This is a genomic window from Nostoc sp. JL23, assembly GCF_017115065.1.
In the GTDB taxonomy this organism is placed as follows: Bacteria; Cyanobacteriota; Cyanobacteriia; order Cyanobacteriales; family Nostocaceae; genus Nostoc; species Nostoc punctiforme_A.
This window is the reverse complement of record NZ_JABXKN010000006.1, coordinates 1-23,184: the sequence shown is the minus strand read 5'-3', so window position 1 is coordinate 23,184 and position 23,184 is coordinate 1. Positions and strand designations below refer to the sequence as shown.

27 protein-coding genes and 3 pseudogenes are annotated in these 23,184 nt (G+C 46.8%); 22 read left to right on the top strand and 8 right to left on the bottom strand.

Annotated elements, in window-relative coordinates; genetic code table 11:
- Positions 1-153: 153 nt before the first annotated feature.
- Positions 154-504, bottom strand: a pseudogene (locus HWQ42_RS00465) (NTPase (NACHT family)); the annotation flags it as partial.
- Positions 505-823: 319 nt separating this feature from the next.
- On the opposite strand from HWQ42_RS00465, the gene HWQ42_RS00460 reads away from it, so the two are divergent.
- From HWQ42_RS00460 to HWQ42_RS00445, 6 genes are all read left to right on the top strand, one after another.
- Positions 824-1,063: a hypothetical protein gene (locus HWQ42_RS00460; RefSeq protein ID WP_292808349.1), complete on the top strand. Its 240-nt coding sequence runs from the start codon at positions 824-826 to the stop codon at positions 1,061-1,063.
- 463 nt (positions 1,064-1,526) lie between these two features.
- A complete protein-coding gene (locus HWQ42_RS35370) occupies positions 1,527-1,640 on the top strand; it encodes a transposase DNA-binding-containing protein (protein WP_367119030.1) in 114 nt (37 codons plus the stop codon).
- Between the two features lie 145 nt (positions 1,641-1,785).
- Positions 1,786-2,076, top strand: a complete 291-nt coding sequence (locus HWQ42_RS35365) for a transposase (protein ID WP_367119029.1) — start codon at positions 1,786-1,788, stop codon at positions 2,074-2,076.
- Positions 2,061-2,381: a hypothetical protein gene (locus HWQ42_RS00455; protein WP_292808347.1), complete on the top strand. Its 321-nt coding sequence runs from the start codon at positions 2,061-2,063 to the stop codon at positions 2,379-2,381. Before HWQ42_RS35365 ends, HWQ42_RS00455 begins: the two co-directional genes overlap by 16 nt.
- A 234-nt stretch (positions 2,382-2,615) precedes the next feature.
- Positions 2,616-2,858, top strand: coding sequence for a hypothetical protein (locus HWQ42_RS00450; RefSeq protein ID WP_292808345.1), 243 nt, complete (start codon positions 2,616-2,618; stop codon positions 2,856-2,858).
- Positions 2,859-2,946: 88 nt separating this feature from the next.
- On the top strand, positions 2,947-3,183 hold the full coding sequence (locus HWQ42_RS00445) for a hypothetical protein (protein WP_292808343.1): 237 nt from the start codon (positions 2,947-2,949) through the stop codon (positions 3,181-3,183).
- Positions 3,184-3,602: 419 nt separating this feature from the next.
- Here HWQ42_RS00445 and HWQ42_RS00440 read toward each other — a convergent pair whose 3' ends face one another.
- Together HWQ42_RS00440 and HWQ42_RS00435 are read right to left on the bottom strand one after the other, a co-directional pair.
- Positions 3,603-4,088, bottom strand: a complete 486-nt coding sequence (locus tag HWQ42_RS00440; protein ID WP_292808341.1) for an AraC family transcriptional regulator — start codon at positions 4,086-4,088, stop codon at positions 3,603-3,605.
- Entirely contained in the window at positions 4,054-4,587 is a 534-nt protein-coding gene (locus HWQ42_RS00435; protein WP_292808339.1) for an AraC family transcriptional regulator, read from the bottom strand. The genes HWQ42_RS00440 and HWQ42_RS00435 overlap by 35 nt, the downstream gene beginning before the upstream one ends.
- Before the next feature lie 209 nt (positions 4,588-4,796).
- Between HWQ42_RS00435 and HWQ42_RS00430 the strand changes: the two genes are divergently transcribed.
- The 15 genes and pseudogenes from HWQ42_RS00430 (at position 4,797) to HWQ42_RS00360 (ending at position 19,685) form a co-directional block, all read left to right on the top strand.
- Positions 4,797-5,378: a zinc-binding dehydrogenase gene (locus HWQ42_RS00430; RefSeq protein ID WP_292808337.1), complete on the top strand. Its 582-nt coding sequence runs from the start codon at positions 4,797-4,799 to the stop codon at positions 5,376-5,378.
- Between the two features lie 31 nt (positions 5,379-5,409).
- Positions 5,410-6,483 (top strand): FAD:protein FMN transferase, encoded by a 1,074-nt coding sequence (locus tag HWQ42_RS00425; RefSeq protein ID WP_292808335.1) that lies wholly within the window; start codon positions 5,410-5,412, stop codon positions 6,481-6,483.
- 211 nt (positions 6,484-6,694) lie between these two features.
- Positions 6,695-7,108, top strand: a complete 414-nt coding sequence (locus tag HWQ42_RS00420) for an FMN-binding protein (protein WP_292808333.1) — start codon at positions 6,695-6,697, stop codon at positions 7,106-7,108.
- On the top strand, positions 7,075-8,058 hold the full coding sequence (locus HWQ42_RS00415; protein WP_292808331.1) for an aldo/keto reductase: 984 nt from the start codon (positions 7,075-7,077) through the stop codon (positions 8,056-8,058). The genes HWQ42_RS00420 and HWQ42_RS00415 overlap by 34 nt, the downstream gene beginning before the upstream one ends.
- Positions 8,059-8,104: 46 nt before the next feature.
- Positions 8,105-8,893, top strand: a complete 789-nt coding sequence (locus HWQ42_RS00410; RefSeq protein ID WP_292808329.1) for a carboxymuconolactone decarboxylase family protein — start codon at positions 8,105-8,107, stop codon at positions 8,891-8,893.
- Positions 8,894-8,924: 31 nt separating this feature from the next.
- On the top strand, positions 8,925-10,544 hold the full coding sequence (locus HWQ42_RS00405) for a Na+/H+ antiporter (protein ID WP_292808328.1): 1,620 nt from the start codon (positions 8,925-8,927) through the stop codon (positions 10,542-10,544).
- A gap of 53 nt (positions 10,545-10,597) precedes the next feature.
- Positions 10,598-11,605 (top strand): aldo/keto reductase, encoded by a 1,008-nt coding sequence (locus tag HWQ42_RS00400; protein WP_292808326.1) that lies wholly within the window; start codon positions 10,598-10,600, stop codon positions 11,603-11,605.
- A 788-nt stretch (positions 11,606-12,393) separates the two neighbouring features.
- Positions 12,394-12,678 (top strand): annotated as a pseudogene (locus HWQ42_RS00395) (cupin domain-containing protein); the annotation flags it as partial.
- 5 nt (positions 12,679-12,683) lie between these two features.
- Positions 12,684-13,103, top strand: a complete 420-nt coding sequence (locus tag HWQ42_RS00390) for a carboxymuconolactone decarboxylase family protein (RefSeq protein WP_292808324.1) — start codon at positions 12,684-12,686, stop codon at positions 13,101-13,103.
- Between the two features lie 325 nt (positions 13,104-13,428).
- Entirely contained in the window at positions 13,429-14,037 is a 609-nt protein-coding gene (locus HWQ42_RS00385; protein ID WP_292808351.1) for a 2Fe-2S iron-sulfur cluster-binding protein, read from the top strand.
- Positions 14,024-15,016 (top strand): xanthine dehydrogenase family protein subunit M, encoded by a 993-nt coding sequence (locus tag HWQ42_RS00380; RefSeq protein ID WP_292808322.1) that lies wholly within the window; start codon positions 14,024-14,026, stop codon positions 15,014-15,016. The genes HWQ42_RS00385 and HWQ42_RS00380 overlap by 14 nt, the downstream gene beginning before the upstream one ends.
- A gap of 18 nt (positions 15,017-15,034) precedes the next feature.
- Positions 15,035-17,248 carry a xanthine dehydrogenase family protein molybdopterin-binding subunit gene (locus tag HWQ42_RS00375; RefSeq protein ID WP_292808320.1) on the top strand — a complete coding sequence of 738 codons (2,214 nt, stop codon included), beginning with the start codon at positions 15,035-15,037 and terminating at the stop codon, positions 17,246-17,248.
- A gap of 17 nt (positions 17,249-17,265) precedes the next feature.
- Entirely contained in the window at positions 17,266-18,147 is an 882-nt protein-coding gene (locus HWQ42_RS00370; protein WP_292808318.1) for a formylglycine-generating enzyme family protein, read from the top strand.
- Positions 18,148-18,187: 40 nt separating this feature from the next.
- Positions 18,188-19,174 (top strand): GTP 3',8-cyclase MoaA, encoded by a 987-nt coding sequence (gene moaA, locus HWQ42_RS00365; protein WP_292808316.1) that lies wholly within the window; start codon positions 18,188-18,190, stop codon positions 19,172-19,174.
- 67 nt (positions 19,175-19,241) lie between these two features.
- On the top strand, positions 19,242-19,685 hold the full coding sequence (locus tag HWQ42_RS00360) for an XdhC family protein (RefSeq protein WP_292808314.1): 444 nt from the start codon (positions 19,242-19,244) through the stop codon (positions 19,683-19,685).
- Here the strand turns inward: HWQ42_RS00360 and HWQ42_RS00355 are convergent.
- A pseudogene (locus tag HWQ42_RS00355) lies at positions 19,657-20,005 on the bottom strand (transposase); the annotation flags it as partial. The gene HWQ42_RS00360 and the pseudogene HWQ42_RS00355 sit on opposite strands and share 29 nt — an antisense overlap.
- Before the next feature lie 8 nt (positions 20,006-20,013).
- A complete protein-coding gene (locus tag HWQ42_RS00350) occupies positions 20,014-20,157 on the bottom strand; it encodes a deoxyribodipyrimidine photo-lyase (RefSeq protein ID WP_292808312.1) in 144 nt (47 codons plus the stop codon).
- 302 nt (positions 20,158-20,459) lie between these two features.
- Between HWQ42_RS00350 and HWQ42_RS00345 the strand changes: the two genes are divergently transcribed.
- Complete coding sequence (locus tag HWQ42_RS00345; protein WP_292808310.1) at positions 20,460-20,735, top strand: HU family DNA-binding protein; 276 nt, start codon at positions 20,460-20,462, stop codon at positions 20,733-20,735.
- Positions 20,736-20,773: 38 nt separating this feature from the next.
- Here the strand turns inward: HWQ42_RS00345 and HWQ42_RS00340 are convergent, their stop codons facing one another.
- From HWQ42_RS00340 to HWQ42_RS00330, 3 genes are all read right to left on the bottom strand, one after another.
- A complete protein-coding gene (locus HWQ42_RS00340; RefSeq protein ID WP_292808307.1) occupies positions 20,774-21,157 on the bottom strand; it encodes a DUF2795 domain-containing protein in 384 nt (127 codons plus the stop codon).
- A gap of 738 nt (positions 21,158-21,895) precedes the next feature.
- Positions 21,896-22,273, bottom strand: a complete 378-nt coding sequence (locus HWQ42_RS00335; RefSeq protein WP_292808305.1) for a VOC family protein — start codon at positions 22,271-22,273, stop codon at positions 21,896-21,898.
- 263 nt (positions 22,274-22,536) lie between these two features.
- Entirely contained in the window at positions 22,537-22,989 is a 453-nt protein-coding gene (locus tag HWQ42_RS00330) for a hypothetical protein (RefSeq protein ID WP_292808303.1), read from the bottom strand.
- Positions 22,990-23,184 lie beyond the last annotated feature (195 nt).

Sequence of the window (23,184 nt, the reverse complement as noted above, 5' to 3'; positions counted from 1 at the left end):
GAGAGTCTGCACTCCTGAGCATGGTAGCGGTTAACAAGAAGATTTCGCGCCAGTGGGGGTCAGTGATATGACTGACTAGACCGAATAGCGCTTGCCCAAATGCCTCTAAATTATGGCTGGCAACGATTTTCCTCGCTGTGAAGTATTCTTGAACTGGTCTTGAATTTTGTCAAAGCGTTGCGTAGGCGTAGCCCGTCGTAGACATCGCACTTTCTGCACTAACTTATCAATATCCGACGCCAGAGGCTGGGCGTATTCTTCTCGCTCCAAAAATTCTGCTGGAGGATTAGTCGCAATCTCTCGCCAATTCAGTGACAATATTAAGCAAATTTCAATAAAAGTATGACGCTCAACTGGACGACCACTGAAAAACCGCCAAATTGGTTGTCTAGTCTTGAGGTTGACTTCTGCTGCTAGATTGTCTTGTGTCCACCCCTTACGGGCAAACGCTCTTTTAGCCTCTTGAATCCCAGTGAGTGATGCTTGGAGCGATCGCTTAACCATTAGGACAAAAACTTGATCCTAAAATCAAGAACTCAAACTTTTATTAACATCTTTCATCCTAGAGTTTTTTCTGTGGTAATCACTCTCTCCAAGGTTCAAGGATATACACAATTAAGAAAAAATACTCTAGATTTAGTCAGATCCTGTTACATAATATTAACTTTTGTAAGAAACTTAAACACTATGAACTTATTTTATACATTTAAAACTTGGAACAATATTTAATCTCAAGCACCCATCTGTCATACTCTATGAAGTGCAGATTAAGGGCTTATCAATATTCGTCTTTATTCACTATGATTTTAGCTGGAAGATAAACATGAATTTTTCATTAATTAGTAAAGTATATAAAATCATTGAGCTTGCTGAATTAATCTATTGTCCAAAGTCATCAGATATACTGTTTGGGAGAGTAAATATATCAGAAACTTTTCTAGACAAATTGTCTAATTATTTAGAAGATTTTGAAATGACAGGAAGAACATCAGTCAGAGTACTACATAAATATGTAGACGATTTTTATTCAGAAGAAAAAGGACAAGTTATAGCCCTTATCTAGCTTGGTCAATATGTATCTTGTGAACACCCATCAGACTTAAACAATTTAATTGCACAAGCACTACATTTCATCCCTCAAAACTATACAACTGGTTATATTATCGAAAAGGCTTTCCTAGCTAAATATCTTCGCTCCGATCTGAAAAAAATAAATAATAACCACTGCAACAATTAAGTTGAGTAGCTGCGTGCGGTCTTTTCTATCTGATAGCAGCTTTTAATGATGATGGCGCTCCTTGTCTGGAGATATACGACCTAAAAATGCAAGATAGAGTGGATATTTGGGTTGAGCAGAAAACTCATAACTAATAACATCTATAGCCTTGTTAAATAGTTCTGACTTTTCACGGGATGTGGAAAAGGGGATTGGTTCGCAATAGATTGTCGCGAACCAATCCTTTGAACTTAAGATGATTTGCGTCCTCTAATGTAAGGTGCTTGTAGTGTAGTATTTTGGGGTGCAAATGAAACTATTAGAAGCGAACCCGTACCGCAATTGTGATTTTGGTGACAAACGTCTGACCAACAGAGCAGTGTTAATTGCGGAGGCTTTAAAAGTAAAATATGGTGAGCCTTGATCACAAATATTTCAAAGTGCTAGTGACCTAAAACGTGGCTACGAATTCTTTTCTAACCCCAAAACAACTTTTGAGAAATTGACTCAACCATCTTTTAAACAAACTTCTAAGCAGATTTATGGCATACCAATAGTATTAGCTGTAGGTGATACAACTTATCTTGATTAATCCTCCTTCTCGATTAAAAAAATCAGGTAATTTTAACGTTTACGCGCTCTTTGCAACAGAGATTAATGTGCCAGACGGATGCGAGCCAGTTACGTGGATGCTACTGACAAGCGAGTTAATAAAAACACAGGCAGAAGCATCTCAAATCCTTCGCTGGTATACGTATCGTTGGCGGATAGAAGAGTATCACAAAATACTAAAATCTGGCTGTAAAGCGGAAAGTTACCGCTTGGCGGGTGAAACAAGTAATCAATGTTACGTTTTTTAACAGTGATTGCGGCACAATTACTGCGAATGACTTATTTACATCGAAATTCACCGCACAGTTCGGCAGAATTAGTGTTAACAAAAATACAAATGGATGTGCTACTTGCTAGTACTCCACCCAAACAAAAAAAGGACGTAGAGCTTACAGTTGATTGGGTAATTAGAGCAATTGCACGGCTAGGGGGATACTTAGAACATAGGAAGAATAGCCCTATTGGGATACAAGTTTTGTGGCGAGGCTGGTTGGAATTAGAAACCTTATGTCAAGGTTGGTTGCTGCATGAAAATCTAAAATCAATATATTGATTTTAGTTACTCAACAAAGTTATAGAGGAATATGGTTCGCGACTGGTTGTCGCGAATCGTCTTAGGTTACTTGATTTTATGTCGAAAGACCGGAAAACTATAGCCCAAGAGGATTTACAATCGCGTATAGACAAAGTTATCGACATGTTACAGCGTCTTGAACTTGAAGTGGCTGCTATACACGACTCAACGCTTGTTGCGCCACCGAATTGTCGGATAGCTCGTTAACAAGCATTGGGGCGTAAAGAATTTTATTGGTACTATAAACTACATGCTACAACACCAATATTTCCGACTCGGAGCGATGGCAAGCTTTCCAAATACAAGCATTTAGGTAAGGCTGGTAGTCAAGCTTACATAGATGCCATTGAACAAATTACTGCAAGGACTAAAATTGAAGCTTTAGATCGTTCAATTGAGGCTCTCAGACAGGGTTTAAAAGATTTAGTCGAAGAAACTTCCAAATATAATAAATAATAGGAAGTGGTTCGCGATAGTCTATCGCGAACCACTCTTTCTTTTCCACATCCCGTGAAAAGTCAGGTACGCCGTTGGGTTGCAGCACATGAAGTCCTTCAATTATCTGCCCCAGGAATGTCAGCAGATGCAGCAGATTAGCGATCGCATCAGCAGGTTACGGAAAAATGAAAGCTTGGAAGAAGCTGTCCGTGCTATGTTGAAGTACTTGGGGGAGTTGAAGCGGCCGTATTTGACTACGGTGGAGGAGAAGCTGTTGAGTTTGATAGAGAAAGAGTACGGTGTTGATGATATATCTGGCTTTAGAGGAATGGCACGCTTGTAAATGTGAAATTCTTGCTATAGAAATCATATTTGATTTCTGAAAAACCTACGAGATAATACTGAGCAATATATCTGTCTAATGAGGTTAGCAAATGTACCTGGACTGATTATTTCAAACAGGCGTGATTCTATTTCTTCACTGGCTGGAGCAGCTACGCTGACTCGATGGCGAAAATCTGGATTCCTTTGCTTTTTTCGTGATTTACTCATGGCTTTTTCAACACCCTTGTGTTGACTTTTACCATTGATTTAGCCGCTCTTGACAGCTATGCATTTTTCTTAACTTGACACCAATGGCACGATATATAACCTATTCAGCATTGTCTAAGACACAAAAACATTCAGCATACGGTGCGCTACACATATCTGTCTCCACAATGTTTTAGCGATTTCTGGTAAGATTAGGACATCTTAAAGAGATCATATTGAATTAGCAGTCTCCTTAGCAGCTTCTCGCAGGCGCTCCACATCCCGCATCGGTGGTGCACCAAAGAGCCACTTGTACTCCCGATTGAAGTGCGAGGTATCGTCATACCCAACTCGATAGGCAGCACTGGTAGCATCAAGGTTTTCCCCCAGCATCACGCGGCGAGCTTCTTGGAGCCGCAGTTGCTTCTGGAACTGCAAGGGACTCATTGCAGTGACAGACTTGAAGTGATGGTGAAAACCCGAAACACTCATTCCCATCTCTCGTGCAATGCTTTCAATCTTGATCGGCTCGTTAAAGTCTTTACGAAGTCGCGCGACGGCTCTGGCGATATGGTAGGTATAGCCACCCAGAACTGCAATATGACGGAGCCGATTACCTTGCTCTCCCATCAGGAGTCGGTAAATGATTTCCCGCTTAATCAGTGGTGCGAGAACATGAGCTTCAGCAGGGGAATCTAGAAGCCTGACGAGCCGCACCACAGCGTCCAACAGATTTGCATTCAACGGACTTACCGTCAATCGCTTTCACATCAGCACGGCAACGCGATGAGGGATACCCTGCCTCGACCATCACTGAACCAACGAGGGTGGGGTCAAGATCGAGGCGAACGCTAAAGTACGGTTGCGCCTTGGACGCTTCCAGAATTTGGCTAACAATTGGCAGTTCGACCGTAGCAAGCAGATAATGCATCGGGTCGTATTGATAGCGATCGCTGCCCAGAAAAACTTCTTTGCTGCCCTGAGCAATCACACAAAAGGCAGGGATAGAGACACTATGACAGGGTTCCGAAGGCGAGGAGGAGCGGTTGAAGTGCAATCCTTTGTGCGGCTCAATTGTCCCATCCTGACGAATAGCCTGTGCAATTGGCTCAATCAGTTCATCTCTGTGGGCTTGCGCTCTGTCTGCCTCGCGCTTTGCCTGCGGGTCGTTTATAAAATTGATATCGGACTTTTCACTCGTTTTGGCAGCGTTCATTTCTAAGTTTGCAGGATTGTACAACAATCTTAGACAATTGTTTTATTGTTTGTCCTCCAAAATGCCTAAGATGAAGCTAAAGCAATGAAAAATGATTTTGGCTTCTTGTAAGCACTCTAGATTTTTATTTAATAAAAAACTCAGTTTTGATTGGGCAAGAGACTTGCCTACTGACAACCAAAATCGCATAAAGTGAAGAAATTAAGAAAATGGACATCAAAAGAAGTGGCTCACAGCCTTCCGCCAAAGGGCAGGCTGAGTATTTTACCGGCACTGTCCGCGTTGACCTCCTGTTCGAGGCACACCATCCAGCACGCACGTCTGATGCCAGGCTCAAATGTGAGACTGGTTCTAGGACAGCGCCCAACAAGAAGGAAGACGCACTCCGCCTTGGTGCCGATGAAGTGGTCGTTTCCCGCAACGCCGACGAGATGCAGAAGCACACAGGCAGCTTCGACTTCATCCTCGACACCATTTCCGCCAATCACGACATCAACGCCTATCTTAACCTGCTCACCCGCGACGGCAACATTACCCTTGTTGGCGCACCCACCAAGCCCCTGGATGTCTCGGCATTCAGCCTGATCATGGCCCGCCGCAGTCTCTCCGGCTCTAACATCGGCGGCATCGCCCAAACCCAGGAGATGCTTGACTTTTGCGGCGAGCATAACATCACCGCAGATGTCGAAGTCATCCCCATCCAGAAGGTAAACGAAGCCTACGAGCGACTGCTCAAGTCCGATGTGAAATACCGCTTCTGTATTGATATGGCATCCCTTAAATCTGCATAACTGCGGTGGAACCTCAAACAAAGGAGTAATCATGCAGAAGTGCAAATTTGGCAACAGTGACCTAGAAGTTTCGGCGATCGGGGTCGGCTGTGTAGGACTGAGCTTTGGCTACGGTTCGGCGGTGGACAAGCAGGAGTCAATCTCGCATGGCACAATGGGCGACGCACCGAAACCGATCAGCAGTAACTATAGGGACTACGTAGCGGAGAACGGCGTCAGCAGGTTTGTGTTCACCTTCGAGGCCATCGGAACTCAATGGGAGATCGAAACGTACAAGCCGTTGACCCGTCGCTTGCAGCAGTGCATTCTCAATCGAATCCAACAATTCGACGCCACGTACTCGCGGTTTTGCCCAGACTCCCTCGTGTCTCAGGTTGCCGCCGCTTCTAATGGTGGTTGCTTCGACTTTCCCGATGACTCGCTTGCCCTCTTCGATCTCTATGAACGGCTCCACACGGCTACCGCAGGTGCCGTAGACCCGCTTGTTGGCCGTGACCTCGAACTCCTTGGCTACGACCAGACGTACTCGCTCATGCCCGCGTCCGACCTTGTGCGAGCTGAGGCGCACGATCGAGGGAGAGCTACCTGGTCGAAGGACATCATCCGGGACGGCACATCGCTGATCACGCGGCGTCCACTCGCGATCGATGTCGGAGCGGCGGGGAAGGGCTACCTCGTGGACATCATCTCTGAGATCCTTGGCGAGGCCGGATTCATCCAGTTCGTGATCGACGGTAGTGGAGACATTCGTCATTCGGGTGAGTCCAGCATCCAAGTCGGGCTTGAACACCCGTTCGCCCCCCAGATGGTGATTGGCGTGACCAACCTGAAAGACCGCGCCCTGTGTGCATCTGCGGTCAGCAGACGTGCCTGGGGCGACAACCTGCACCACGTACTCGATGCTCGGACTGGCGTCCCGGTGCGCGATGTGGTAGCGACGTGGGTTGTCGCCGACGAGGCTGCGATCGCCGATGGATTGGCGACGGCGCTCTTCTTCACAAGGGCGGAGCATCTGGCAGAGGTCTTCCGGTTCTCGTATGTGCGGATGTTTGCTGATGGCCGCGCTGAGATATCGCAAAACTTCGACGGCGAGATATTCTCGTGAAAGCGCAACCCGCAGCAGAATGCTTGACTGTACAACACAGCCAACCAACTCACAAGGAGAAGGTATGACTACCCTGAGCAAGCGGATTATAGTCACGACGATAGCAGGGATCTCCGTGTCCCTTGTCATAGCCTCATGCTCGACGACGGATATGGCAGTCAAGCGCTCGACCTCTGCCTCTGGTGCCGGTGTCAGCCGTTCGAGATGGGCAATGAGTGAAGAGTCCGCCTACGAAGATGGCGTTTTCACGGCGACTGGTCAATACGGGGGCCTCCCCTCGTCCATCACGGTGACTGTCACCTTGGTCGACGACGTTATCACCAGCGTCAGAGTTACTCCTCATGCGACGAACCCGACATCCCTCGACTTGCAGCGCCGCTTTGCTGCCGCGATCCCGGTGGTCGTTGTCGGGAAGCGCATCGACGAGGTGAAAGTGGATCGCCTCGCAGGTTCCAGCAGTACGCCCGACGGATTCAACGCTGCGATCCAACGGATCAAAGAGCAGGCTCGAAATGACACTTCACAGTCACCAGCAGGATCGGGCGGACAACCCGGATGTATTTCAACTGATGACACCTCAAAGGAGAAATTATGCAAAAACGTAAACTTGGAAAAAGCAACTTAGAAGTCTCGGCGATCGGGCTGGGCTGCATGGGGCTGAATTACGCCTACAGTAATACCCTCGACAAGCAAGAAAGTATCTCCCTGCTCCAAGCCGCAGTGGAGCGTGGCGTCACCTTCTTTGATACAGCCGAAATGTATGGCCCCTTCACCAATGAAGAATTGCTGGGCGAAGCGCTCAAACCCTACCGCGATCGCGTCGTCATTGCCACGAAGTTCGGCATTAAGTTACACGACGGCAAGCAGGTGCAGGACAGTCATCCATCAGGAATCAGGGAATCCATAGAAGGTTCGCTGAAGCGCTTAAACACCGACGCGATTGATTTGTACTACCAGCACCGCGTAGATACCCAAGTGCCGATCGAAGACGTAGCCGGAACCATCAAAGATTTGATCGGTGAAGGCAAAATCAAACATTGGGGGCTTTCAGAAGCGGGGGTACAGACCATTCGCCGAGCGCACGCAGTCCAACCGGTAACTGCCGTTCAGAGTGAGTACTCCCTGTGGTGGCGACGACCAGAAGAAACCTTGTTGCTTACCCTGGAAGAGTTGGGAATCGGTTTTGTGCCGTTTAGTCCTTTGGGTAAAGGCTTCCTGACGGGCAGTATCAGCAAGGATGCAAAATTCGACAAATCCGACTTCCGCAGCATCGTTCCTCGGTTTACGCCGGAGGCTCTTGACGCCAACCAGTTCTTGGTGGATTTGTTGAAAGAGGTGGCGAACCAGAAGAAAGCTACAGCAGCGCAAATCGCCCTGTCCTGGATACTGGCGCAAAAACCTTGGATTGTGCCCATTCCCGGCACGACCAAATTGAGCCGCCTGGAAGAAAACGTTGCGGCAGCAGATATCGAACTGACGCAGGACGAGTTGAAGAGCATCGACGCGGCATTGGCGCAAATTCCAGTGTCAGGCGATCGCTATCCAGAAGAGTTGGAAAAGCGCACGGGATTATAGACGGAATCGCTGACCAGAGAATTTTAACCCAAATAAGGAGGTGCGGATGACAAATACACAGCAGAAGGACTCTGTAAGGATAAGTGAAGCGGCAGATAAAAACCATGAAGAACTGTTTCCAAACCACAAATCGACCCTGAAAGTAACTGACCCGGAACTGATCGAAGTCTTTGACAACTTCACCTTCAACGAAGTAATTGCTGAGAGCAAACTGGATACAAAGACAAGGGTCATGCTAATTCTGGCATCTATCATTGGCAGCCAGGCAGTAAGCGAATACAGGGTTATGCTGGATGCTGCGCTCAATGTCGGAGTAACGGCGATTGAAATCAAAGAGATCCTGTATCAGTCGGTACCCTATGTGGGTATGGCGAAAGCATTTGACTTCGTTCATGCCACGAATGAAGTGATGTCCAGCAGGGGCATTCAATTACCTTTAGAAGGGCAATCGACCACCAACCCGGAAACACGCTACGACAAAGGGCTGGCAATACAGAAAGCGGTGTTCGGGAAGACAATCGATCAAATGTATCAGCGATCGCCCAAAGACCAGCTACACATTCAAAGGTTTCTGTCTGCCAATTGCTTTGGCGATTATTACACCCGCAATGGCGTAGACATAAGAGTTAGGGAGCTGATCACACTGTCTATCCTCATTGCTCTGGGTGGGGTTGAATCACAGATAAAGGGGCACATTCAAGGCAACCTGAATGTCGGCAACGGCAAAGACATACTACTGGATCTGATTACACAATTGTTGCCTTGGGTGGGATATCCGCGAACGCTGAATGCTTTGCAATGCTTGAATGAAGTCGTGAATAAACCCAACTCTTAATGACGTTACTTTTCTCTTCAACATCGGCTTCATGCAAGACATCTTCATTCAATATATTTGCCTGATCTTGATCATTCTCGGATTGGTCATGATTGCGAATAAGCTGCGACTGGCTTATCCGATCGTGCTTGTACTGGGCGGACTCGCGCTGAGTTTCATCGCTCCGTTTTCAAATATCACCATTAACCCAGAGCTAGTTTTCCTGATCTTTCTTCCACCCTTGCTGTATGAAGCGGCGTGGCAAGTCTCGTGGAAAGAATTCTGGAAATGGCGAGGGCTAATCATCGGGTTTGCTTTTCCGATCGTCATCTTAACGTCATGCGTAATTGCAGTGGTCTCCAGTGCGCTCATTCCCGGTTTTACTCTAGCGATGGGCTTTCTGTTGGGTGGCATTATCTCACCGCCTGATGCCGTTTCTGCGACGACGATCATGCGGCGGGTCAACGTGCCGAAATCCCTGGTCAGTCTGATTGAAGGCGAAAGCTTGCTTAACGATGCCTCGTCGCTGATTGTGTTTCGTTTCGCGTTGGCGGCAATTCTCACCGGACAGTTTCAATTTCAAGCAGCAGCCGTCAACTTCGTTTTCGTGATTTTAACGGGAATCGTGATCGGTCTTGTTGTGGGATTGATTTTCTATGGCATTCATCGTTTATTACCCACAACGTCCAGCATCGAAATTGTCCTAACCCTGGTTACGCCTTACTGTATGTATTATGCTGCTGAACACTTTCACTGTTCAGGCGTGCTAGCGGTCGTTAGTGGTGGATTGCTCTTATCCAGCAAGCGCGATCGTTTTCTGAGTTACCAAAGCCGGATTGAAAGCGTAAATGTATGGGCGAATCTGGTCTTTGTCTTGAACGGGCTGATTTTTTTGCTCATCGGACTCGAATTGCCGTTTGTCGTCCGGCAGCTTGGAAACATTAGTTTAGGCAGTGCCGTTGGGTATGGATTAATCATCGCGATCGTGCTGATCGGAACAAGACTGCTTTGCACACTAGGAACTTCTGTTTTGATGAGAGTCATGAGCCGCTTTATCACGGTGTCAGACCCGAATCCCGGATGGAGAGGCCCGCTGATTTTCGGTTGGGTGGGAATGCGCGGTGTAGTATCGCTGGCATCCGCACTTTCCGTCCCGCTCCTCACTCAAGCTGGACAGCCATTTCCCTACCGTGAGCTAATTCTCTTCATCACGTTTATCGTCATTCTCATCACCCTAGTTTTTCAAGGGTTAACGCTTCCCTGGCTGATCCGCACAGTAAACCTCAGAGATAGGTTCACCCTTATTCCTGAGCAACACCAGCAGATCATCATTCAAAAGAAATTAGCACTGGCTTCGCTTCGATTTTTGGAAGAAAAATACAGCGAAGAGCGGGCGCGAAACGAACACTTGGATAATCTGTTCTCGAAGCTTGAAATCGATCTGAAGGTTTTTGATCGCGAACTCTCTGAATCAAATCTCGCTTGGCAAAACTCATTAAAAGACTATCAATCCATTTACCTGGAACTGCTGGAGCGACGACGAGATTTACTGAACAAAATGAATCGCCGTGCCGAGTTTGATGAAGCGTTGCTCAGGAAGTATCTTTTATTGACCGACGTGGAAGAATTCAGAGTCCGGGAGATAGGTGTACAAGAATCCGGCACCGAGTGAGAGGAAACGATCAACGGTAAACAATATCAGTTATACATCAAAGGAAAAAAACAATGCAAACGCGCAAACTGGGGAATAGCAACTTAGAAGTCTCGGCGATCGGGCTGGGCTGTATGGGAATGAGCTTTTCTTATGGCCCACCCAAAGACATCCAGGAAATGACCGCCCTTCTGGGGGCCGCCATCGATCGCGGCGTGACATTCTTTGACACTGCCGAGGTCTACGGCCCATTCACAAACGAAGAACTTGTGGGCGAAGCCCTCGCTCCCTTCCGGGGGCAAGTGGTCATTGCCACCAAATTCGGGTTTGATATTAATCCTAATTCCGATCCGCGCGGAATGACGGGTGCGCCCGGATTGAATAGCCGACCGGAGCAGATCAAGCAGGCCGTGGAAGGTTCGCTCAAGCGCCTCAAGGTCGAGACAATCGACCTGCTCTATCAGCACCGCGTTGACCCGAATGTGCCGATTGAAGACGTGGCAGGAGCGGTGAAAGAACTGATTCAGTCAGGGAAGGTGAAGCACTTTGGACTCTCGGAAGCAGGAGTGCAAACGATTCGTCGCGCCCATGCGGTGCAGCCGGTCACTGCTCTCCAGAGCGAATACTCGCTGTGGACAAGGACTCCTGAGAAGGAAGTGATACCGACGTTATCGGAACTCGGTATTGGCTTTGTTCCTTACAGCCCGTTGGGTAAGGGCTTTCTCACTGGCAAGATGGACGAAAGCACGACCTTCGACAGTTCCGACTTCCGCAGCACCCTGCCTCGCTTCACAACCGAGGCTCTCAAGGCGAATCAGGCCCTAATTAATCTACTCGGCAGCATTGCAGAACGAAAAGAGGCGACACCTGCTCAGATTGCGATCGCCTGGCTGCTAGCCCAGAAGCCGTGGATCGTACCCATCCCAGGCACCACGAAGCTGCATCGCTTGGACGAAAACATCGGGGCAGTCTCAGTCGAACTCACGCCTGACGATCTGCGTGACATCGATGATGCCGCCTCTAAGATCGCGGTGCAAGGAGCTAGATACCCCGAAAAGCTAGAGCAAATGACCGGTCGTTGAGCGGCAAAAAATGTGTTCTCTGGTTGCATTCCTTAGCTCATTAAGCAAGGCAACACGTGCAAGCCAGATAGCTGGCAGCGAGCGATAGACGAGGGAGAAACAAGATCGATCCTGTTCCGACCCACGAGCCAGGCGCTGTTAGCTCCCCTGGCTTTGTACAGTTCCAGGGGCGGCTCGTGCAGCAAGAAAGTTCTACCAAAGTCATACGGCTGGTGGCTGAGTCGGTAAGGGTAAAAAGCAAAGGCTGATTAGTTACAACTACTATGCTGTGAGCTTTTGTGCCTTAACGCTCAAAATTTTTCCGTTGCTAAAACTAAACCGTATTGATCGATTACCAAGAAACTACGACCAAAATGTTGAATACCAATAGAACTGAAACCGAAAGTCAGGCTGCTTTATTTCCTCTTCAAACTAAGTTTAATAAGTTTTGTATCGTATTCAATCTACTCATACACGAAATAAAACAATCCTTAATTTATAGTACGGTTACAGAATCGCAAATACTCGTTGTAGACAGCGATCTCTATAGGAAAGTGCTATTTACCATGTTTATCAAATATTTTGGCGCAAATATAATGACAGATATCTCCAGGAATAAAGCTTTAAAAATTTTGACTTGATTTATTCCCAACATCATGATTTTTGAAATAGTTTCTTAGGTGAAATTATTTATTACTCAATAGATTAACTGTTATGTAAGCAAGCAATAAAAATTATCTTCCAATTGTTATCACTTTAACCTGTGCCACAAGTACTATTAACCAGATTCCAGAGATAGAGTCTGAAGGATACAGCCTGCTCCTCTGTTCCAGGCGAACGATCCAGCACGCACGTCTGGCGCCAACGTTACATTTGAGCCTGGTGCTCGCTCGGCATGGCACACCCATCCGCTTGGTCAGATATTGATCGTCACAGCGGGCACGGGCCGCGTACAGCGCTGGGGTGGCCCGATCGAGGAGATCCGGACAGGAGATGTCGTCCGGATTCCGCCGGGTGTAAAGCACTGGCACGGAGCCTCGCCAAACATGCCAATGACGCACGTCGGCATTGTTGAACAGCTCGACGGCAAGAACACCGAATGGATGGAAAAAGTCAGCGACGCGCAGTACAGCAGTACAATGCGCCAGTTCAGGCGCAACGGTCGGCATCCTCTGTGCCTGCACGCTCCGTTCCCGGTGTCAGTGTGCAACCGACGCCGGCCCAAACAGCGATCGGCGACATTGCCCCCAAGTTGGTTGAACTCACTGACAACGTGCTATTTGGCGATGTGTGGGAACGTACTGAGCTATCAAAGCGCGATCGCAGCCTAGTGACCGTCAGCGCGCTGATCGCGATGAACCGTCCCGACCAGCTTCGATCTCACCTCGCCCTAGCGCGCGAAAATGGCGTGACCCAGGACGAGTTGATCGAGACTATTACCCACTTGGCGTTTTATGCGGGCTGGCCTAACGCAGTTACCGCGATTTCCGTGGCGAAGGAAGTCTTCGAGAAGAAATGACGCCCAAGCGAAGGTGCAGAAGCGCCTTCGGTGGGTGCAAACCGTTAGAAGAGTCGGCACAAAAAACAAACACTAGTCCAGGGGTTGTTCGAGAATTTTGCAAGGAGGATCGTGGACGATAATCAAGAACAGAAAGATTTGAGTAGGGACGAAGAAACACTGCTCGACGAACTCGGTATTGTCGGTGCTGCTCGCCGCAAATTCTTGGGGCAAAGTATGGCTGCTGCACTCGGCACCTTCGCCTTCCACCTGCTGGCTAAAGAAAGAGGAGTCCTTTGCCACGCTCGCCGCTTCGCCCGACGCCGTGTTCGCCCCGAACGCTGGGGTGGAAAACGCCGTTAAGGTTCTTTTGAAAATCAACGGCTCGACTCAACGCTTGGAAGTGGATTCGCGCACGGCGCTGCTCGACGCCCTGCGCGAAAGACTTGGATTGACCGGCACCAAAAAAGGGTGCGATCAGGGACAGTGCGGCGCTTGTACGGTGATCGTTGACGGGCGCCGCGTGCTTTCGTGTCTGACACTTGCCGCGAGCTGCGAGGGGAAACAGGTGACGACCATCGAAGGGTTAGCTGAGGGTGACGAACTTCATCCGATGCAGGCGGCGTTCATCAAACACGACGGCTTCCAGTGCGGCTACTGCACGCCGGGGCAGATATGTTCGGCGGTGGCGCTTCTACAGGAAGCCAAAAACGGCGACGCGAGTCACGTCACTAACAATTTGCGGACGAGCGCCCAGAATTTAAGACTCTCTGATCAAGAAATCAGAGAACGCATGAGCGGCAACATTTGCCGTTGCGGTGCGTATCCAGGAATCGTTGCGGCAATCAGAGAAGTTCATTCCGGGCGCGAAACAGCCCAGACCTGGCATTTTGCGACCGATGAAGAAATTGCCGTGGCCTTAAATCAGGAGGGCAAAGCCGATGAAATCGTTTAAATATTCAAACGCAACCGACGCAGCAAGCGCTGTTGGCACCGTTTCCGCTAATCAAACGGCAAAGTTTCTGGCAGGTGGGACAAATCTGATTGATTTGATGAAAGAATACGTCGAGCGTCCCAGCGAACTTGTTGACATCTCACGTTTGAATCTGGCGCAGATTAGATCGACCTCGAACGGAATTTCTATTGGCGCGTTAGCCAAAAATACTGATACGGCTAACCATGCACTCGTCCGGCAAAATTACCCACTTTTGTCAATGGCGATTTTAGCTGGTGCCTCCGCGCAGCTTCGTAATATGGCGACCAACGGGGGAAATTTGATGCAACGCACCCGTTGCCAGTATTTTTACGACATCGCTATGCCGTGCAACAAACGCGAACCCGGCAGCGGATGTGGAGCGCTTCAGGGGCTTAATCGCATTCATGCCATTTTTGGCTACAGCGATAAATGCGTAGCGACTTACCCAGGCGATATGGCGAATGCGCTTTATGCGCTTGATGCAGTAGTGAGGATTCGCGGCACAAACGGGCAAGAACGCACAATCCCAATCCAAGATTTCCATCGCTTGCCGGGCAACACGCCGGAAAAAGATCACAATCTTCAGCATGGAGAATTGATCGTTGGCATCGAAATGCCGAAGAATAACTTCGCCGACAAGTCTTATTACCTAAAAGTTCGCGATCGCGCTTCATACGCATTTGCACTGCTTGCCGTGGCTGCTGCTTTAGAAACAAGCGGCAACAACATCAAACAGGCACGCGTTGTTTTGGGAGGTGTCGCGCATAAACCTTGGCGTTCACCCGAAGCGGAAAGAGTTCTGATCGGAAAACCTGCGACGGAAGAAACTTTTCGGGCTGCTGCTGAAGCGGCTCTCAAAGATGCGAAACCGCTTGAACACAACGGTTATAAAGTCGAACTCGGAAAACGCGCCATTGTTCTCGCTTTGCAGCGAGCGATGACAGGCGGCACTGCGTAAGTAGGGAGGATAAAAGAAATGGCAAGATACATCGGAAAAGAAATGAGCCGTGTGGACGGCATCGCAAAAGTTACAGGCAAGGCTAAATACGCTGCGGAATTCAAGGTTCCCAATCTTGCCTACGGTTTTATCGTGACGAGCACCATCGCCAAAGGCACGATTAAAGCAATCGATACGGCGGAAGCACTCCGCGCACCGGGAGTGATTCGCATTCTCACCCACGAGAATTATCCAAGACTGGCGGCGACTGCGTTTTGCGGACTGGAGTCCGCGACCAGCGCGGAGCGCATAATGGCTCCTTTTCCCGCGCTGCAATCAAACAAAATCGTTTTCAATATGCAGCCAATTGCGCTCGTGCTGGCTGAAACCTTCGAGCAGGCGCGATATGCGGCGCGTCTTGTCAAGGCAACTTACACGGCAGAAAAGTCGGTCACTCGCGTGGAAGATGTCTTGGACACGGCATTTGATCCGCCCAGAAGCGCGCCGAAACCACGCGGTAATCCGGCGGCAGCCTTAGCAACTGCACCCGTCAAAATCGAAGCCGTTTATACCATCCCCATCGAACACCACAATCCGATGGAGCCGCACGGTGCGATCGCTTTCTGGGAAAACGACAAACTGAAAATTTTCGATAAAACCCAGGGCGTGAATGTCGTGCATGAGCATCTAACGGCAGCTTTTAGCCTTCCCGCTGAAAACGTCAGCGTCACTTCGCCATTTGTCGGTGGCGCGTTTGGCTCGTCTTTAAGACCAAATTATTATCCGGCGCTGGTTGCCGTCGCGTCGCGCGAAATCAAGCGTCCTGTAAAGTTGGTTTATACACGAACGCAAATGTTCACCGGACACGGCTATCGTCCCTATACCTGGCAGAAAGTCATCCTCGGAGCGGAAAGAGACGGAAAGCTGACCGTAATGATCCACGAAGCCATTAAAAATGCTTCCACCTTCAAAGATTGGACGGACGGCACGACGGAATTCACGCGCCCGCTCTATGCCTGCCCGAATGCGGATACGCCAAACAAGATCGTCAAAACTGACTTGACAACTCCTGAGTCAATGCGGGCGCCGGGCGCCGTCTCCGGAATGTTTGCGCTCGAATGCGCGATGGACGAACTGGCTTATGCGCTGAAGATCGACCCGCTTGAATTGAGGCTGATCAATTTCACCGATGTCGATCCAGATAGTGGGAAGCCTTATTCGAGCAAAGCTCTGCGCGAGTGTTATCGGCTCGGTGCCGAAAAGTTCGGCTGGAAAAATCGCAATTCTGAGCCGCATTCCATGCGGGATGGACGGCTTCTAGTGGGTTGGGGAATGGCGACCGGAGTTTGGGGCGCGTTTCAGCGACCGGCATCGGCGAGAATTACTTTGAAGTCGGATGGCACCGCGCATGTCGCCAGCGCCACCGCAGACATCGGGCCGGGAACTTACACGGTGATGACTTTGATTGCTGCTGAATATCTCGGTTTGCCCGCCGAAAAGGTAAAATTTGAACTTGGGGACACAAAATTCCCGTCTGCTCCGGTGCAGGGCGGTTCATTTACCACAGCGAGCGTCGGCACGGCGATTTATGAATCGGCACAAAACATCAGACGGAAACTGTTGGATTTGGCTAATAAAGATGCGGCTTCACCTTTGAGGACGGCGAAAATCGAAGAGGTCGAGATGCTTGGCGGAAAGCTGCAAATCAAAGATGATTCGTCGCGATCGATAAATATTTCTGAGTTAATGCGGCGGAACAATCTGAGCGAACTGGTTGATATCCACGAAGCCAAACCTTCGCCGGAAAGAGAAAAATACGCGACTGGCGCTCATGGCGCGCAATTTGTGGAAGTCAAAGTTGACCCGGATGTGGGGACTGTCCACGTCACGCGCGCCATTGAAGTAAGTGCCTGCGGCAAGATCATGAATCCGAAAACTTCGCACAGCCAGGAAATCGGCGGCGTGGTGTGGGGTATTGGGATGGCGCTGCAAGAGGCGACTGAAATTGACCACCGTTACGGACGGATTATGAACCCGAATTTGCAGCACTATCATGTGCCAGTTAATGCCGATATTCTGGAGATCGAAACGATATTCGTTGAGGAGGACGATAAAATCGTCAACCCACTCGGTGTCAAGGGTATGGGTGAACTCGGCATGGTCGGCATCCCGGCGGCGATCGCCAACGCCGTCTTCCATGCCACAGGCAAGCGCATCAGGGAGTTGCCGATTACGCCGGACAAGCTGCTGTGAGTCAGGTCATTTGATGAATGAAAACAATATCCATACTATCCCTTCTATTTGCCGTATCTGCCTGCTTTCAGGCAGAAAGGAACGTACAGTCTGTACAGACCACACCGCCTGCACAACCTGCACAGCCAGCCGTCAGCCCCGCAGCAACAAAAGTCGTGACCAACAGTATCGGAATAGAATTTATCGCCATTCCTGCTGGCAGCTTTGCGATGGGTGCCAGCAACAATCAGCCTGATGCAGACAACAACGAAAAACCACAGCACTCAGTCACCATTAACAAACCCTTTTCCATCAGCAAATATGAAGTAACCCAAGCTCAATGGGAAGCCGTGATGGGTAGCAACCCTTACACGCTGGATCGGTCAAATCCTTTTTACAACCTGCCAGGTATGAAGGAAAGAATCACCCGACCGACCCATCCGGCAACGGTGTCCTGGAACGATGCCCAAGCGTTCATCAGACAACTCAACGCCAAAGAAGGACATACCCGTTACCGACTTCCTACAGAAGCGGAGTGGGAATACGTCGCCCGTGCTGGCACCACTACAGCGTATTCTTTCGGTGACAACATCAGTGACTTAGGTCGCTACGCTTGGTACGGCGATGACTTTGCTAGTGGCGGCACCCACCCTGTCGGTCAAAAACTGTCTAATCCGTGGGGCTTATACGACGTACATGGTAATGCATGGGAATGGGTGCAAGACTGGTACGGCGAAAACTACTATGCACAAAGCCCATCTACCTACCCTAAAGGATCAGCCAGTGGCAGCCAGCGCGTCGTGCGTGGTGGTAGTTGGCATCAAACCGCCGACAGTTGGCGCAGTTCTTTCCGCAAATCCTATGAACCGGATTATCGGGGTATCAGCATCGGTTTTCGCCTAGTTATGGCGGCGGAGTAAATAGCTTACCACCACTTCCATCTTAACTACCAAAGAAATCATGAATTCTGTAGATTATCTTCGGATTAGTTTAATAGACCGTTGTAACTTTCGCTGTAAGTACTGTATGCCAGAGGGGGCAGAACTGGACTATATCTTACGGCAAGATTTTCTCACAGATGAAGAGTTATTCACGCTGCTCAAAAAGGTCTTCATTCCGTTAGGGTTTACCAAATTTCGGTTAACGGGAGGTGAACCACTGCTACGTCCAAATATAGTGGAAATTGTCAGAGCGATCGCAACTCTTCCCCAAACCAAAGACCTCTCAATGACGACAAACGGCTTTTTACTCGTACCCATAGCCTCAAGTCTGTTTGATGCTGGGTTACGCCGCATTAACATTAGCCTAGACTCTCTCGATCCAAATACCTTTGACCAAATTATTGGCAATCGTGGTCGTTCTCGTTGGCAAGAAGTCTGGAATGGGATTCAAGCTGCTTACAAAGTAGGTTTTGACCCATTAAAACTAAATGTAGTGGTAATTCCTGGAGTTAACGACCACGAAGTTTTGGATCTTGCAGCTCTGACCATTGATAGACGATGGCATATCCGATTTATAGAGTTTATGCCGATTGGTAATTTTCAATTATTTAGCGATCGCGGTTGGATATCTTCAGCAGATTTACGCCAACGTATCCGCTCTCATTGGGGTTTGACAGAATCATGGGTACATGGTAATGGCCCCGCTGAAATATTTCAAATTCCTAAAGCTTTAGGTACAGTGGGATTTATCAGCCAGATGTCAGAGTGTTTTTGCGAGCGTTGTAATCGGATACGGCTTTCTGCTGACGGCTGGTTACGTCCCTGCTTATTGAACGAAACTGGACAAATTAATCTCAAAACGGCTTTGCGCTCTGGTGTTTCTCCTACTCAGTTGCAAGCACAGGTGCAGGAGTTGTTGACACTTAAACCCACAATTAACTTTAAGCAAAGAGAAGCCAGCACCACAAGTACTTACAAGCGAACAAAGTCCAAAATTGGCGGCTAGTAATACATACAGCAATTCAAAATTCACGCATTAAAGAATTCCTGTCTTTTCTTGACTTACACTATCCATGAAAGAACTTCAAAACATACTCGCAGCTTTTGAGCAAACTCAAAATCAAGGTCAACTCACAGCCCTAGCCACTGTTGTCAAAACCAGTGGCTCTGTGTATCGTCGCCCTGGTGCGAGGATGCTGTTGACTGAAGAAGGGCAAATGATTGGTTGTGTGAGTGGTGGTTGCTTAGAAAGTGATGTCTTTGAAAAAGCCCAAGCCCTGATATTTACTGATGGAGTTCCAGTTGTTGTCAATTACAATACTACTGCCAGCGATGATATTGTTTGGGGATTTGGTCTTAGTTGTAATGGTGTAGTTGAGGTACTCATTGAGCCGCTTTCTAACCAATTAGCCAAAGGTCAACTAGATTTTATTGCACAATGTCTGCATGGGCAACAGTCGGGAGTAATGGCTACTGTATTTCAAGTGATTTTTTTCTATCTCCGGTTTCATCTATGACTACTGTAATTGCCTGACCATCTAATTCTTTCTTCAATTTATTTAATCTTCGTTGTTTTAACTTGTTTACTGACCAATCTGAATTGGCTAGAAAATGATGTAATGACGCTCGCTGAGTTTATACTTACGACTTTCGCTATCTCTGGTAATGATTTTCTTTGAATTTGGGACATTATTCCCAGATGTAAATATTTGAAGCACTCATAATTTCTTACTTCTTTAAACAGATCTTTATACTCTGCACAATATTCATCTATGGTGGCAACTGTTGGGTGAGCGTCTCTTGCCAAATGTTTCAAGATTTGTAATTCTACATCCATTGACCTACTTACCTTTCAGGGTTTTCTTTTTTTATTCTTTTATTCAGAATACCCGGAAAGTGACAGAAGAGGGATACACCATTATCAGTTGCTAGTGTGACAATTTCGTTATCAGTTAAACGCAAATCCCGACGAAACCATAGAAGGTGCATAGTTTAATCGTATTGGCTCAGGTTTATTTTCAGTCCTTTATATAGTACATAAATACTATATAATATCCTATCTCTTGTGGCTGAATATGAAGATGGATTTACCTAATAGAAAATGAAACTGTTATACCAATTAGACGGTTTTGGAGCAAAATAGCGATTATCTATCGCGCCAAATCGACACAGTAATAGTCGTCGTGCATTGTTAATTTTCGCGTGTTGCTAGAAAATTATTCCTTTTCCCCTTTATGAATAAGAGGTAATAATGCTAGATTTCGATTACTTGCAATGATTCAAGGTGATTTATGAACAAAGGCGAATTAGTAGATGCTGTAGCAGCAAAGACCAACATCACAAAAAAGCAAGCTGATGAAGTAATCAGTGCTTTTTTGTCAGTTGTTACCGAAGCTGTAGCGAATGGAGATAAGGTAACGCTCGTCGGATTTGGGTCATTCGAGCGACGCGATCGCTCAGAGCGGGAAGGGCGTAATCCCAAAACCAATGAGCCAATGACTATCCCAGCTACGAGAGTGCCTGCGTTTTCTGCTGGGAAGTTGTTTCGAGAGAAAGTAGCGCCTTAACCAATACAGATGTATTTATTTTATTAGTATTAATCCAATCACTGTTGATTGATTGCATTGTCTACATCAGCTAATGTTTCATACTGTTTACAAGGCAACCATTTTAAGGCTCGTAGGACTTTCTCATCAACCCCTTTTTCCTCAGCATACTTAACCAAGTCTTTTTTGCTGAGTGGATAGTTAACTGCAATCAAGTTTTTCTCTAATTGTACTAGACTGATTTTAGCAATGGATATTTCATCAATTAAGTTGGCCACATCAGCGAGAGTTTCATATTGTTTTGAAGGTAACTTCTTCAAGATTCGCAGGATTTTCTCGTCAATACCTTTTTCTTCAGCATACTTAACCAAGCTTTTCTTGCTAAGGGGATAGTTAACTTGGGTCAAATTTTTTTGTAGCTGTACTGGATTCAGTTTAGCCATAATAAATCTCTTTATGGTCTTGACGCTGTGGATTCAGTGAAGAAAGTGAAAAAATTAGTAAAAGTCAGCTTGCACAGTTATGCAGAGTAGTAGGTTGAGGAAAATGTAGTCCATACACACCTTATTCTGCATTTTAGATATTTGCAATCAGTTATCGAACAGAATTCAGGAGTCAGCAGTCAGAATTCAGTTGGGTATTCTGTGCGAGTGGTGGATGAATAAACGGGTTTAAGATCCCCACTAAATCGTAGATTTGGTGGTCTTCTCTACGAGACGCAAGCGCGAACAATTCCTGCGCGGTTTGAATCCCTGATTGATTCTGCCTTCTGAATTCTTCTTCAAATTAATCTTTCTTCAATTTTTCAGGTTTAGTATGCGATTAATACCACTTCTATAAAGAGAAGTGACTAGCCTGCATAACTAATGTAGTTATCTTTAAACAATTTTTAACCACTTTAGTTTTTCTTAATTCCATTTTTTCCAAGGAAAACAACTTCTACATAGTACATTGTTAATTTAAAAGAAAATTAAGTTACTGTTAATTCCACCTCCCCTTTTGATTACCGAAAGTCCTACTGAGGTGGACTATTGGAGTCATAATTGGGGAGTTGGCGGGAAATCTTGGGTCAAGATTCGTTTTACAAATTATTTAGGCTGATCCGCCACTAAGACAGTTAGCTTAAATTGCAGATGAAATCATGTCCTTATCTGATTCCGCGATTTAAGTTTAAATCCAGGCTAAGACTGCGGATTTTGCCTAATCCCTAACAAATTTCCGTCAATATCCTTGAAAGTGGATAATTGCACTCCATGACCAACATCTGTAATTGGCCCAACTGAGACTCCTTTTTCAGCCAGGCTTTGACGAGCAGTAACTATATCATTGACAACAAAGGTACTAACAATATTACCTGGTTCAACTGAGTCACTCAAGTTCAATCCGATTGCAAAGCGTGGAGTATCAGGAAAACTAAACTGTCTCCAGTTAGGTGTGTTATATTTTTCTTCAGGAACTAACCCAAGCTTGGACTTGTACCACTCGGCACTAGCTTCAAGATTAGTAACGTCTAATTTAGTGACAAAACTATATTCACCAAAAGTATTTTTCAATGTCATATTCTACTGTCCTAATCCAGAACTTTTGTAATACGGCTATTATAAACTTTTTAGCACAATATACTGCAAACTTACCAATTAATAGTAGTTTAAATTGTACTTAATGGAAGGCATAGTGTACAAAGGTTCAGTCAGAACTGCTCGTAATGACTCCATGTTTGTTTTTCTGTTGTGAACAATATTTGAAGCCACAATATTAACTTCATTCAATATCTACCGATGATTGCACATAGCTAGACTTGAATAGGGAAAGAACTTTAGTGTTATTGTTTTCCTTCATTAGGATACCAACCTGCCGGAATGACTTCAAAATTCCAAACATCTTTGAAGATGTATACCCGTCCAATCATTTCCGATGGGGAAAGCAAATTTTTGTCGCCTTCCTTCCAATCTTTTTTATCAACTGTTCCCATAACTACATAATTATTGCCTACAATTTGAGGATTTGTTTGGACAAAAGTAGCAGCCATCAATGGCTCAATTTCCTGTTTTTTAGCAATAATTAAGTCGCAGCTTGGGCAATATTTACACTGTTTATTTAGTAAAAATAGCTGTTTAGGTTCAATGTGGATTACCAAAGGGAACTTGCGTAACTTAGTTTTACTATCGCATTTGGGGCATTTAGTGAACGCACAATCACTATAAGGATTGAGAAAAAAGCGATGCAGCTTCTTAATTGTTTTATCTGGATTTTTATTAAGGCTATTTTTAACCATGCTACGATGAAAGCTTGATTAACTACATTTGGTTTTTAACATAAAGTTAACTATAACAAGCGTGAAGAATTAAGACTTACTCCTAACTAAAAATAGTGAGTTAGGTTGAGCTATTGCCAGACATTAAATGGTTGCTAGCTCAGGGCAAACGCATCTAAATATAGTACACATATACTAAAGAGTCTAAGAAAGGTA

Bases quoted from the DNA above. Each gene is read 5' to 3' on its own strand.
- HWQ42_RS00350 (WP_292808312.1), bottom strand. From the start codon at position 20,157: ATGCACCTTCTATGGTTTCGTCGGGATTTGCGTTTAACTGATAACGAA.
- HWQ42_RS00340 (WP_292808307.1), bottom strand. From the start codon at position 21,157: ATGGCTAAACTGAATCCAGTACAGCTACAAAAAAATTTGACCCAAGTT.
- HWQ42_RS00430 (WP_292808337.1), top strand. From the start codon at position 4,797: ATGGACATCAAAAGAAGTGGCTCACAGCCTTCCGCCAAAGGGCAGGCT.
- HWQ42_RS00370 (WP_292808318.1), top strand. From the start codon at position 17,266: ATGAAAACAATATCCATACTATCCCTTCTATTTGCCGTATCTGCCTGC.
- HWQ42_RS00420 (WP_292808333.1), top strand. From the start codon at position 6,695: ATGAGTGAAGAGTCCGCCTACGAAGATGGCGTTTTCACGGCGACTGGT.
- HWQ42_RS00410 (WP_292808329.1), top strand. From the start codon at position 8,105: ATGACAAATACACAGCAGAAGGACTCTGTAAGGATAAGTGAAGCGGCA.
- HWQ42_RS00445 (WP_292808343.1), top strand. From the start codon at position 2,947: ATGAAGTCCTTCAATTATCTGCCCCAGGAATGTCAGCAGATGCAGCAG.
- HWQ42_RS00390 (WP_292808324.1), top strand. From the start codon at position 12,684: ATGGATGGAAAAAGTCAGCGACGCGCAGTACAGCAGTACAATGCGCCA.
- HWQ42_RS00345 (WP_292808310.1), top strand. From the start codon at position 20,460: ATGAACAAAGGCGAATTAGTAGATGCTGTAGCAGCAAAGACCAACATC.
- HWQ42_RS00330 (WP_292808303.1), bottom strand. From the start codon at position 22,989: ATGGTTAAAAATAGCCTTAATAAAAATCCAGATAAAACAATTAAGAAG.
- HWQ42_RS00360 (WP_292808314.1), top strand. From the start codon at position 19,242: ATGAAAGAACTTCAAAACATACTCGCAGCTTTTGAGCAAACTCAAAAT.
- HWQ42_RS00460 (WP_292808349.1), top strand. From the start codon at position 824: ATGAATTTTTCATTAATTAGTAAAGTATATAAAATCATTGAGCTTGCT.
- HWQ42_RS00435 (WP_292808339.1), bottom strand. From the start codon at position 4,587: ATGAACGCTGCCAAAACGAGTGAAAAGTCCGATATCAATTTTATAAAC.
- HWQ42_RS00425 (WP_292808335.1), top strand. From the start codon at position 5,410: ATGCAGAAGTGCAAATTTGGCAACAGTGACCTAGAAGTTTCGGCGATC.
- HWQ42_RS00415 (WP_292808331.1), top strand. From the start codon at position 7,075: ATGCAAAAACGTAAACTTGGAAAAAGCAACTTAGAAGTCTCGGCGATC.
- HWQ42_RS00380 (WP_292808322.1), top strand. From the start codon at position 14,024: ATGAAATCGTTTAAATATTCAAACGCAACCGACGCAGCAAGCGCTGTT.
- HWQ42_RS00375 (WP_292808320.1), top strand. From the start codon at position 15,035: ATGGCAAGATACATCGGAAAAGAAATGAGCCGTGTGGACGGCATCGCA.
- HWQ42_RS00405 (WP_292808328.1), top strand. From the start codon at position 8,925: ATGCAAGACATCTTCATTCAATATATTTGCCTGATCTTGATCATTCTC.
- HWQ42_RS00335 (WP_292808305.1), bottom strand. From the start codon at position 22,273: ATGACATTGAAAAATACTTTTGGTGAATATAGTTTTGTCACTAAATTA.
- HWQ42_RS00455 (WP_292808347.1), top strand. From the start codon at position 2,061: ATGTTACGTTTTTTAACAGTGATTGCGGCACAATTACTGCGAATGACT.
- HWQ42_RS00400 (WP_292808326.1), top strand. From the start codon at position 10,598: ATGCAAACGCGCAAACTGGGGAATAGCAACTTAGAAGTCTCGGCGATC.
- HWQ42_RS35370 (WP_367119030.1), top strand. From the start codon at position 1,527: ATGAAACTATTAGAAGCGAACCCGTACCGCAATTGTGATTTTGGTGAC.
- moaA (WP_292808316.1), top strand. From the start codon at position 18,188: ATGAATTCTGTAGATTATCTTCGGATTAGTTTAATAGACCGTTGTAAC.